Annotated in this window: 2 protein-coding genes; both read left to right on the forward strand. The window is 73.9% G+C overall.

What is annotated here, in order from left to right; all coding sequences use genetic code 11:
• Positions 1-707: 707 nt before the first annotated feature.
• Positions 708-5,840 (forward strand): amino acid adenylation domain-containing protein, encoded by a 5,133-nt coding sequence (locus ABD333_RS17605; protein ID WP_344542168.1) that lies wholly within the window; start codon positions 708-710, stop codon positions 5,838-5,840.
• On the forward strand, positions 5,806-11,424 hold the full coding sequence (locus tag ABD333_RS17610; RefSeq protein ID WP_344542170.1) for a type I polyketide synthase: 5,619 nt from the start codon (positions 5,806-5,808) through the stop codon (positions 11,422-11,424). Before ABD333_RS17605 ends, ABD333_RS17610 begins: the two co-directional genes overlap by 35 nt.
• Positions 11,425-11,434: the final 10 nt, after the last annotated feature.

Here is an 11,434-nt window from a genome sequence, read left to right on the forward strand (position 1 = left end):
TCCAGTTGCCGTCGCCAATGCCTTTCCGAACCGCCCTGACGGGCGTCGTCGGCTTCCCGCCGATTGGTCTTCGAGGGACGCCGGGGAGGTTTGGCAAGTCGTCGGGCTGACCACAACCGGCGAGCTTCTCGGGTGAGGTGCCTCACTCGGCCTCGGTGCCCCGGGTGGGGAGCCTCGTTTCGCGTTCTCCTCCTCGGAGCGGCGAACTTCACCTCTGAATGGGCCGTGACCAGCGCAGATGCTCTCGGCTGAGCGTGTCGGCGGGGTTTGGTGCGGCGGTCTCCGGGCCGGAGCGGGCGCCTAGCTTGAAGGTTATAGATCTCTAACTCGAAGATGAGTTTGAAGTGGCATTGACGGTGGCGGTCCAGGTTTCTGACAAAGCGTTAAGGCGACGCTGTGTGAGGGTTGCGAACTGATTGTCGAAAGCCCGGGGCGATCTTCGAAACGGGTCTCGACTTCATTCAGAAGCTGTGCATAGATGGGCTCGTTCTGCAAAAGGCCGGGCACTCTTCAAATGGTGCCGGTCTTACGTTTGCGCACTCCCGGTAGGGCGATCCCCGTCGGCGTGCGCGCAGGCGAGGGGAGGTGGGGGCCATCACGCACGGGTCGATTTTCGAAGAACGTCGGTTCGGTAGTTCAAAGTCGCTCTCACCGCAGGTGCACGGGGTTTCTCACTCGCTTCCCGCGACCATCCGGGAGGACACGCGGTGACGGTGAGCCGGGGGCGGCTTCCGCGTTCGGCGGAGGCCGCGGGACCGCTCCAACGCGACGGGGCGCCCCTGGAGACCCTGTTCGCCGACCTCGTCACCGCGCAGGCGGACCGTACCCCCGGCGCCCCCGCGATCCGGCAGTGGGACGCGCGGGTCTCCTACCGCGAGCTCGTGGACGCGGCCGGTGCCCTCGCGCACCGGCTGCGGCGCCTCGGCGTCCGCCCCGAGACCAGGGTCGGCATCTGCGCTCGCCGCACACCGCTGCTTCCGGTCGCGGCCCTCGGAATCATGATGGCGGGCGGCGCCTACGTGCCGCTCGACCCGTCCCACCCCCGGCGCAGGCTCGCCGACGTCGTCGACGACGCCGGTATCGAGATCGTCGTCGCCGACGAGACGGGCCGGTCGCTGCTGGCGGGAATGGGCCGGCGGCTGGTCGAGCCGTCCCTGGAATCGGCCGGTCCGCCGCCGCCCTGCCCGGCGCTTCCGGCGAACGCCGCGTACGTGCTCTACACCTCCGGGTCCACCGGACGGCCCAAGGGCGTCGTGGTCAGCCACCGCAACGCCGCGTCCTTCGCCACGATGGCGGGCCGGTTCTTCGGCCTGGACGGCGGCTGCCGGTCGGTCGCCTTCTCGGCCCTCGGCTTCGACGTCTCCGTCCTCGACCTGTTCGTCCCGCTCACCCGGGGCGGCTGCGTCCAGCTCGTCCCGGACGCCGATCGCGCCGACCCGGCCCGTCTCCAGCGGTTCCTGGAGGTCCACGAGGTCACCTGGGGCTTCATCCCGCCTGCGTTGCTGCCGCTGCTGGACCCGGGCAGGCTCGTCCATCTGGAGGACCTGGTGACGGCGGGCGAGCCGCCCGGTCCCGAGCAGGTGGCGCGCTGGTCGCGGACGTGCACGTTCCACAACTGGTACGGGCCCACCGAGGCGACCGTCTGCACCGTGGGCGCCGAGCTGGAGGGCGACTGGGACCGGCCGTTGCCGATCGGGCGGGCGCTGCCGGGATGCCAGGCGTACGTCCTGGACCAGGACCTGCGCCCGTGCCCGCCGGGCACGCCGGGCGAGCTCTACCTCGGCGGCCCGCAGGTCGCCCGGGGCTATCTGGCCAGGCCAGGACGCACCGCCGCGGCCTTCGTGCCCGATCCGTTCGGCACGGTGCCCGGAGCGCGCCTCTACCGGACCGGCGACCAGGTGGTGACCGAGCCGGACGGCCGGATCGGCTTCCTCGGCCGTCTCGACCGCCAGGTGAAGATCCGGGGTCAGCGCGTGGAGATCGGCGACATCGAGTCGGTGCTGCGCGCCCACCCCGACGTGCTGCAGGCGGTCGCCGACGTCCAGGACGCGGGCGACGGCACGCTCGTCGCCTACCTCACCCCGGCGGACGCCCCCGGCCTGGCCGAGCTTCGTGAGTACTGCGCCGAGCGGCTGCCCGGCTACATGATCCCGTCCCTGGTGGTGCGGCTCGCCGCGCTCCCGCTCAACGCCTCCGGCAAGGTCGACCTGACGGCGCTGCGGGGGCTGCGGGACACCGGCGCCGTCACGGAAGACATCGCGGACGATAGCGCCGCGGACGACGCCGCGTTCTCCGGCACGCCGATCGAGATCGGAGTCCAGCGGATCTGGGCGCGGGTGCTGGAACCGTCCGGGCCGCCCCGGCCGGACGACGACTTCCTCGCGTGCGGCGGCCACTCGCTGCGGGCGATGCGCCTGGTGTCCGCCCTGCGCTCCGAGCTCGGCCGGGCGGTCACCGTCGAGGACGTCTACACCGGGCGTACGGTCCGCGGCTTGGCCGAACGGGTGGAGAAGGCCGAGCCGATCACCGAGGCCGTCCCCACCGGCAACGCCCCGGCGCTGTCGTCGGCCCAGCTACGGATGTGGTTCGTCGAGCGGCTGGCGCCCGGCATCCCCGTCCACAACGTGGCGCTGGCCGAGCGCGTCCGCGGACCGCTCGACGTCGAGGCGCTGCACACCGCGCTGGCGGCCGTCGTCGCCCGCCACGAGCCGCTGCGCTGGCGGATCCCGGACCGCGCGGGTGTGCCGTACGTCGAGGTGACCCCGCCCGGGCCGATCGCGATACCGGTCACCGACCTGTCCGAGCTCGCGCCCGCCGAGCGGGAACGGGCGCTGGACGTGCTGCTCAAGACCGAGGCCCGCACCCCGTTCGACCTGGTCGCGGGCCCGCTGTGGCGGGCGCGGCTCGTCCGGCTGGGGCCTGGCGACCATGTCCTGAGCTGCACCGTGCACCATGTCGTCTTCGACGGGTGGTCGCAGGACGTGCTCTTCCAGGATCTGGCCGACGCCTACGCGGATGCTGTGGCCGGACGTGCGCCCGGCCTCCGCCCGCCGGACGTCGGATTCGCCGACTACGTGGCCTGGGCGGCCGACCGGGCGGCCCGCGGCGCGGAGTCCGGGCTGGAGTGGTGGACCGAGCATCTCAGGGACGCGCCGACGGTCTGCGACCTGCCCCGCGACCGGTCCAGGCCGCCCATGCAGACCTTCAACGGAGCGGTCCGGCACGCCGCCGTGGACGCCGAGATGGCCGCGGCCGTCGACGACCTGGCGCGCCGGGCCGGCAGCACGCCCTACGTCGTCCTGCTCGCCGCCTTCGGCCAGCTGCTGCGGCGGCTCACCGGCCAGGACGACCTGATCGTCGGCACGCCGTACGCCGACCGGGGCCATGTCGGCTTCGAGCCGCTCGTGGGGCTGTGCCTGCAGGTCCTGCCGGTTCGGCTGCGGATGGCCGACGACGTCTCGTTCGCCGACCACGTGCGGAGCTGCGCGCGGGAGGTCGGCGCGGTCACCGCGCATCCCGACCTGCCGCTGGAACGGCTCGTCGCGGAACTGGGACTGCGGCGCGACCTGACCCGCAACCCGCTGACCCAGGTCCTGTTCAACATGCACGACTTCGCCCGGCCCCGGCTGCGCCTGTCCGGTTGCGCCGTCGAGCCGCTGCGGGCGGGACTGCCGGGCGCGCTGTTCGACCTCACCCTCTACGTCAGCGAGGACACCTCCGGCCTGGCCCTGCAAGCGGTCTACAACCCCGACCTCTATGACGAGGCGCGCATCGAGTCCCTGCTCGCGGGCTACGTGCGGCTTCTCGGGGAACTCGTGGCCGAGCCGCAGCGACCCGTGCGGAACGCGTCGCTGCGTTCACCGGCCGCCCGGCTGCCCGGCTGGAGCACCCCGCCGGCCGCCGGAGCGGACGGACCCGGCCTCATCGAGCGGATGGAGCGATCCGAGCGCGACCGGCCCGACGAGGCGGCGATCACCGGCTCCACCGCCGCGCTGACCTTCCGCGAGGTGGGCGAGCTGCGCGGCCGGACGGCCGCCTCGGTGCGCGCGGCGGGCGTGGCGTCCGGCGAGACGGTCGCGGTTCTCGGCGCCCGCGACATCGCGCTACCCGCGCTCATGCTGGGGGTGCTGGCTTCCGGCGCGCGCTGGGTCGTCCTGGACCCGGCCCTCCCCGAACCCGTGCTGGCCCGCCAGGCCACCGCCGCCGGAGCCCGGGCGCTGCTCCCGTGTCCCGGAGTCCCCGTGCTCGCCTCGCTCGCGCACCTGCCCGTCATCGAGATCGGCGACCACGCCCCGCAGCCCCCGGCGCCCCCAGCGCCGCCGGACGAACGCGGCTACCTGGCCCTCACCTCCGGGACGACCGGCGCCCCCCAGGTCGTGGTGACACCGGAACGGCCGCTCGCGCACTTCCTCACCTGGTACGCCGCGACCTTCCGGCCCGTCCCGGAGGACCGCTTCGCGCTGCTCGCCGGGCTGGCCCACGACCCGCTCCTGCGCGACGCGTTCATCCCGCTGGTCACCGGGGCGCGGCTGGCCGTGCCCGAGCAGGAATGGCTGCGCGATCCGGCCCGGCTGGCCGCGTGGCTGTTCGCCGAACAGATCACGATCCTGCACCTCACTCCACAGCTGGCCCGGCTGCTGTGCGGGGTGTCGGCCGTGGCGCTATCCGAGGTCCGGCTGGTCGCGTTCGGCGGCGACCAGCTGCGTCCCGCCGACGTCGCCCGCATCCGCGTGCTCGCCCCCAACGCCCGCGTCGTCAACTTCTACGGCGCGACCGAGACGCCGCAGGTCCACGCGTGGCACGAGGTCCCGGCCGCCCCCGCGCGGCCGGACGGCGACGCGGTGCCGGTCGGCCGGGGCGTCGACGGCAGCCGGCTGATCGTGCTCGGCCGCAACGGCGAACCGGCCGGGACCGGTGAGCTGGGCGAGGTCGTCGTCCGCAGCCGCAACCTCGCCGACGGGTACCGGGACGCCGCTCTGACGGCGCGCCGGTTCGGCCGCCCGCCCGGATCGCCTGACCCCTCGGACCGGCTCTACCGGACCGGCGACCTGGGCCGCCACCGGCCCGACGGATCGGTGGTGCTGGCCGGGCGGGCCGACGACCAGCTCAAGGTCCGGGGGTACCGCGTCGAGCTGGGCGAGATCGACGCCGTCCTGGCGTCCCATCCCGGCGTGCAGGCCACCGCGGTCGTCGCCGACCGCGACAACGGCGAGCACGACAACGGCGAGCGGGTGCTGCGGGCCTTCGCGGTACCGGCCGATCCCGACGTGCGCGCCTCCGACCTGCTGGAGCTGCTGCGGGCCCGGTTGCCCGAGCACGCCGTGCCCGGTGAGGTACGGCTCGTGCCCGCCATCCCGCTCACCCCCGCGGGCAAGGTCGACCGGCGGGCCCTTCCACGGCTGGTGTTCCGCCCCCACCGCCCGGTCGGCGGCGAGCTCACGACCGCCACCGAGCGCATGGTCGCGCAGGTCTGGCGGACGGTGCTCGGGCGCTCGCGGATCGGCGGCGGCGACAACTTCTTCGAGATCGGCGGCCACTCGCTGGCCATCGCCTCGGTGCAGGCGCGGCTGTCGGAGCTGATGGGACGGCAGATCCCCATCGTCGACCTGTTCCGCTACCCCAACGTCCGCGCGCTCGCCGGTCATCTCGACGGCACGCGGCGCTCTCCCGGCGCCGGCCGGGCAGCCGGCCGGGCGATGACCCGGCGGCGCCGGCAAAGCGAAGCTCTGGGTCCTCAACGACGACGACTGGCCAGAAGCGCGGGCCGTACCGACGGCCCCGTGGAGGACGAGAAGGAGACTCTCGATGACGCTTCCGCACACCGGCGACCTCACCGATGACCTGCCCGCCGACGACGAGCCGGCGGTCGAGCCCATCGCCGTCGTCGGGCTGGCCTGCCGGTTCCCCGGCGCGCCCGACGCGCGGCGGTTCTGGCGCAACCTCGCGGACGGGGTCGACTCGATCACCTTCTCCACGATCGAGGAGCAGCGTGCCCTGGGTGTGCAGGAACGCTTCCTGAAGGATCCGAACTTCGTCCCGGCGGCGATGCTGCTGGAGGAGCACGACGCGTTCGACGCCGCGTTCTTCAAGATGTCGCAGCGCGAGGCCGAGATCCGCGACCCGCAGCACCGCATGTTCCTGGAGCTCGCCTACACCGCGCTGGAGGACGCCGGGTACGACCCGGCGCGCTACCCCGGCGAGATCGGCGTGTACGCGGGCGTCGGCCCGGACTCCTATCAGTGGCTCAACATCCGCAGCAACCCGCAGGCGTACTCCAGCGCCGGGTGGCTCACGGTCATGGTGGGCAGCCATGTCGACTACGCCGCGACGCTGACGTCCTACAAGCTCGACCTGCGCGGCCCCGCGTTCACGGTGCAGACCGCCTGCTCGACCGGCCTGGTGGCCGCGCACGTCGCCTGCGAGTCGCTGCGCAACGGCGAGTGCGACATGGCGCTGACCGGCAGCGCCATGATCGAGGAGCAGATCGGCCACGGCTACGTCTACGACCAGGACGGCGTCGTCTCGCCCGACGGGCACTGCCGCGCCTTCGACGCCAAGGGGCAGGGCACCGTGTGGGGCAGCGGCGGCGGCGTCGTCGTCCTCAAGCGCCTCCAGGACGCCATCGACGACAACGACGACATCAGAGCGGTGATCCTCGGCAACGCCCTCAACAACGACGGCGCCAACAAGGTCGGCTTCTCCGCGCCGAGCCAGGAGGGCCAGGCGACCTGCATCGCCCAGGCGCTCGGCGTGGCCGGGGTGGACCCGAGGACGGTCACCTACGTCGAGGCGCACGGGACGGGGACCGCGCTCGGCGACCCCATCGAGGTCGCCGCGCTCACCAGCGTCTTCCAGCAGGACACCGACGACCGCGGCTGGTGCGCGCTCGGCTCGGTCAAGTCCAACATCGGGCACCTCGGCCAGGCGGCCGGCGCGGCCAGCCTGATCAAGACGGTGCTGACCGTGGAGAAGGGCCTCATCCCCAAGAGCCTGCACTACGAGACCCCCAACCCGAAGATCGACTTCGGGAAGAACCCCTTCTACGTCAACGACACGCTGTCCAAGTGGGAGACCGACGGCTTCCCGCGCCGGGCCGGGGTCAGCTCGTTCGGTATCGGCGGCACCAACGCCCACATGGTGCTGCAGGAGGCACCGGAGCGCACGCCGGTGTTCGCGCAGCCGCGTCCGGCCCATCTGGTCCGCCTTTCGGCCCGCACCGACACCGCGCTGCGCGCCCAGGTGGACCGCCTAGGCGAGCACCTGTCCGAACGGTCGACGCTGGACCTGTCCGACGTCGCGTACACGCTGCGGGTCGGCCGCCGCGAGATGGCCCGCCGGGCCGTCGTGGTCGCCGAGGACACCGCGGACGCCATCGTGGCCCTCACCGACCCCAAGCGCCTGATCACCGGCGCGGTGCCCCGTACGGTCCCGCGGGTCGCGCTGCTCTTCTCCGGGCAGGGCGCCCAGTACCCGGGCATGGGAGGCGAGCTCTACGAGCACGAGCCGGTCTTCCAGGAGGCCGTGGACGAGTGCGCGGCGCTGCTGCGCGACGACCTTGGCCTTGGCCTCGACCTCGCCGACCTGATCTTCACCTCGGGCGACGCGGACCGGCTGCGCCGCACCGAGTTCGCCCAGCCGGCGCTGTTCGTCATCGAGTACGCGCTGGCCAGGCTCTGGAGCTCCTGGGGGCTCGAACCGGCCGCGATGATCGGTCACAGCATCGGCGAGTACGTCGCCGCGACGCTCGCCGGGGTGTTCACCCTGCCGGAGGCGCTGCGCCTGGTCGCCGCGCGCGGGCGCCTCATGCAGCGGATGCCGCCCGGCTCGATGCTGATGGTCCGGCTGGAGGAGTCGGAGGTGCGGGCGCGGATGCCCGCCGGGCTCTCGGTGGCGACCGTGAACGCGCCCGGCGCCTGCGTGGTGGCCGGTCCCGGCGAGCTGGTGGACTCCTGGGCCGAGGAGCTCGGTGAGGACGGGATCGGGTGCACCGCCCTGCACACCTCGCACGCCTTCCATTCGGCGATGATGGACCCGATCCTAGCGGAGTTCCGGGAGCTGGTGGCCGCGACCGAGCTCGCCGCGCCCGGCCTGCCCTTCCTGTCCAACCTCACCGGCACCTGGATCACCGCGGCGGAGGCCACCGACCCGTCCTACTGGGTCCGCCACCTGCGCGAGACCGTCCGGTTCGGCGACTGCGTGACCACCCTGCTCGGCGACGGCGACTGGCTCCTGGTCGAATGCGGCCCGGGGAGCCAGCTCGCCCAGCTCGCGGGTGCCCAGCTGGCGGGGGACGCCATCCGCCCGGTGCCGAGCCTGCCCGGGCCGCGCGACACCGCGTCCGCGCTGACCACCCTGTACTCGGCGGCCGGGACACTCTGGGTGAACGGCATCGCGCTGGAGGACTTCGGCGCCCCCGGACGCAGGGTCCAGCTCCCGACCTACCCCTGGGAGCGCAAGCGCGCCTGGATGGACCCCGTCGGGCCGTTCGGGCACGCGCCCCTGGAGCCCGCCGCTCCCGAAGGGCCGCTGCCGGTCGAGGACTGGTTCTCGGTACCGGTCTGGCGGCAGCTTCCGCCGTCGCCCGCGCCCGCCCCGGCGCTCGGCCGCTGCCTGGTCTTCGCCGACGACGCCTCCGCCGATCTGGTTCCGGCGCTGCGCGCGTCGGGCGCGGAGGTCGTGGTCGTCCGTCCGGGCGACGGGTACGAGCGCACGGCGCCGGACGCCTACACGGTGCGTCCGGCGGACCGCGCGGACTACGACGCGCTGATCGGTGACCTGACCGAGGCCGGCGGACTGCCGGGCCGGATCGTGCACGCCTGGACCGTCGGCGCGCCGCCCGCCGGTACGGACGCGCAGGCCGTCTGGAACGCCCAGGACCGCGGCTTCTTCGCGCTGCTCTGCCTCGTCCAGGCCCTCACCGCGCAGCCTTCCGAAGACCCGGTGCACCTGGAGATCCTCACCGCCGCGACCCAGGACGTGACGGGCGGCGACCTGCTGCGGCCCGAGCACGCCACGGTCACCGGCATCGTCCGGGTGGTCCCGCTGGAGGTGCCCTGGCTGACCGTCCGGCAGATCGACCTCGACGACCGTCCGGACTGGACGGCGGCGGTGGACGAGCTCGGCCGCGACGCCGGGGAGGACGACGCCGGGCTGCACCCGGCGCTGGCGCACCGCTCCGGCCGGCGCTGGGTCCGGGAGTACGAGCCGGTGCGCGTGCCCGAAAGCGAGGCGCCCGTCCTGCGCGATGAGGGCGTCCACGTCATCACCGGCGGCCTGGGCGGAATCGGCATCACGCTCGCCGAAGACCTCGCCACGCGGGTCCGCGCCCGCCTGGTGCTGCTGTCGCGCGGCGGGCTCCCGCCGCGCGAGCAGTGGGACGCCCACCTCGCCGAGCACGGAACGAGCGACCGGACAGGACGGGCCATCGCGGCGGTGCGGCGCATGGAGAACGCCGGCGCCGAGGTGCTGGTGCTCGCCGCCGACGTCACCAGCGCCGGCGACCTGCGCCGGGTCCGCGGGGAGACGTTGCGGCGCTTCGGCCGGGTCGACGGGATCGTGCACGCCGCGGGCCTGCCCGGCGGCGGCATGGCCGAGGTCAAGGAGCGCGCCGCTGCCGAGGAGGTGCTGGCCTCCAAGCTGCTCGGCACGCTGGCCCTGCACGAGGCGTTCGGCGACCTCGACCTGGACTCGGTCGTCCTGTGCTCGTCGATCACGGCGGTCACCGGCGGGTTCGGCCAGGTCGACTACTGCGCGGCCAACGGCTTCCTGGACGCCTACGCCCGCGGCGCCCACGGCTGGCGCGCGCGGGTGACCTCGGTCGACTGGGGCGCCTGGCTGGAGGTCGGGATGGCCGCCGAGGTCAGCGCGCCGGAGGCGTTCCGGACGCTCCAGCGCGGCGAGTCCGCCGGGACCACCGGCACCGTCTCGCCGATGGACCACCCGCTGCTCACCGAACGCCACGACGACCCGGGGGGCGCCCTGCCCTGGTGCGGCGGAAAGCTCTCCCCGGCGACCGCGTGGCCCCTGGACGAGCACCGTCTCGGCCAGGTGCCCGTCCTGCCTGGCACTGGCCACCTGGAGACCGCGCGGGCCGCCGCCGAGGCCGCGCTGCCCGGACGGGCCGACGGCCAGGTGATCGAGCTGAGCGACGTCACGTTCATCGATCCGATCGTGGTCCACGACGGCACCTCGTGCGAGCTGTCGGTGTCCTTCAGCCCCGACCCCACCGGTGACCTGGTGGAGTTCACGCTCGCGACCCGGCCGGACGGCCCCGCGTCCGGCCCCGCGTCCGGCCGGCGCACGCACACCCAGGGGTCGGTGCGCTGGGTCGACCCCGGCCCGGCGCCCGTGGCCGACCTGGACGCGATCCGTTCGCGCTGCGCCCATGTCGGCGGGCACGGCGGCGTCCCGCTCACCGGCCTGCTCGCCGTGGGGCCGCACTGGGACACCATGCAGACCTGGTACACCGGCGACAACGAGGCGCTGGCCCTGCTGGAGCTGAGCGGGGTGGCCCTGGCCGACGCCGACCGCTGGGACCTGCACCCCTCGATGCTGGACGAGGCGACCTCGTTCGTCCGGTTCAGCGTCGACGGCCACTACCTGCCGCTCAGCTACGGGCGGGTCGTCGTCCGCAGCCCGATGCCCAACCGCATCTGGAGCCATCTGCGGTTCCGGGAGAGCGGGACGGCGGAGGTCCTGGTCGCCGACATCTCGCTGGTGGACGACGACGGGCGCGAGGTCGTCGGGATCTCCGACTTCACGCTGCGCCGCATCAACCCCGACGCCGTGCTGGGCACAGTCAGGTCCGAGACCCCGGCACCGGCGGTTCAGGCCGCCCCCGCCGAGCTTTCGGCACCCGACGCCCCCGATGTTCCCGACGAGGAGACCGGCCCGGTCCGGGGTATCCGCCCGGCCGAGGGCGCCGAGGCGTTCCGACGCCTGCTCGCCTCCCGCCTCGGCCCGCAGGCTGTGGTCACGGCGGTGCCCCTGGCCGAGTCCTTCGCCGGGGTGCGGGCGCTGACCCAGGAGACGGTGGAGACCGAGCTGAGCGGCCCCGCGCTGGCCGATCCGGCGGCGGCGCGGCCCGCGAGCGACGACTACGTGGCCCCGCGCAACGAGCTGGAGGCCACCATCGCCCGGCTGTTCGCCGAGGTACTCGGCGGCGAGGGCATCGGCATCGAGGACGACTTCTTCGAGCTCGGCGGCAACTCCCTGGTCGCGGTCCAGCTGCTCGCGCTCGTGCGCAAGCGGCTGGGGGCGCGGCTGCCCATGCGCAGCCTGTTCGAGGAGCCGACCGCCGCCGGGATCGCTGTCCTGGTCGAGCGGGCCCGGGAGGAGAGCACGGGCGAGGAGGACGGCGGCGAGGCGCCTCCAGGGCGGCCCGCGCCCACCACGATCCCCAGGTTGCCCCGGCGAGCGAACTGACGGAGGTTCC

It is taken from the genome of Actinomadura fulvescens (assembly GCF_039533225.1).
Classification (GTDB): domain Bacteria; phylum Actinomycetota; class Actinomycetes; order Streptosporangiales; family Streptosporangiaceae; genus Spirillospora; species Spirillospora fulvescens.